Source organism: Acetobacter okinawensis (genome assembly GCF_002153655.1).
Classification (GTDB): Bacteria; Pseudomonadota; Alphaproteobacteria; order Acetobacterales; family Acetobacteraceae; genus Acetobacter; species Acetobacter okinawensis_A.
On the sequence record NZ_JOPJ01000113.1, the window covers coordinates 1 to 335 of the forward strand.

A 335-nucleotide genomic window follows, 5' to 3' on the forward strand; every position below is an offset into this window, starting at 1 on the left:
GGCACGGATACAATGGTCTGCACAACCGTGCGGCTGTCATCCAGTGACAGATCCGAGTTGCCTTTCAGAGTCCGGGCCGCTTCCTCTGCCTGCTGCGCCATATCCGCATAATCGGTGCGGGTGGCCCGCAGGTGCTGGGAGAGCTGGGCAAGCTGTTCCTGCTCGCCTTCTGCGTAGGCACCGACCTTATAGATGGCAGCGCCAGCGACTGCGGCCGCCGCAGCAATGCCACCGGGTCCGGACATAAAGCCTGTGACAAGCTTGAGTGACTGGCCAAAGCCGCCCATGACCTGCACAGCATTGGGCACTTCATAAAAGGCAGCTTGCAGCGGATT

At 60.9% G+C, this 335-nt stretch carries 1 protein-coding gene; it reads right to left on the reverse strand.

Going from position 1 to position 335, the window contains the following annotated elements; genetic code table 11:
- Positions 1-335, reverse strand: a 335-nt coding sequence (locus tag HK26_RS13675) for a hypothetical protein (protein WP_180539593.1), incomplete at both ends; no start/stop codon positions are given.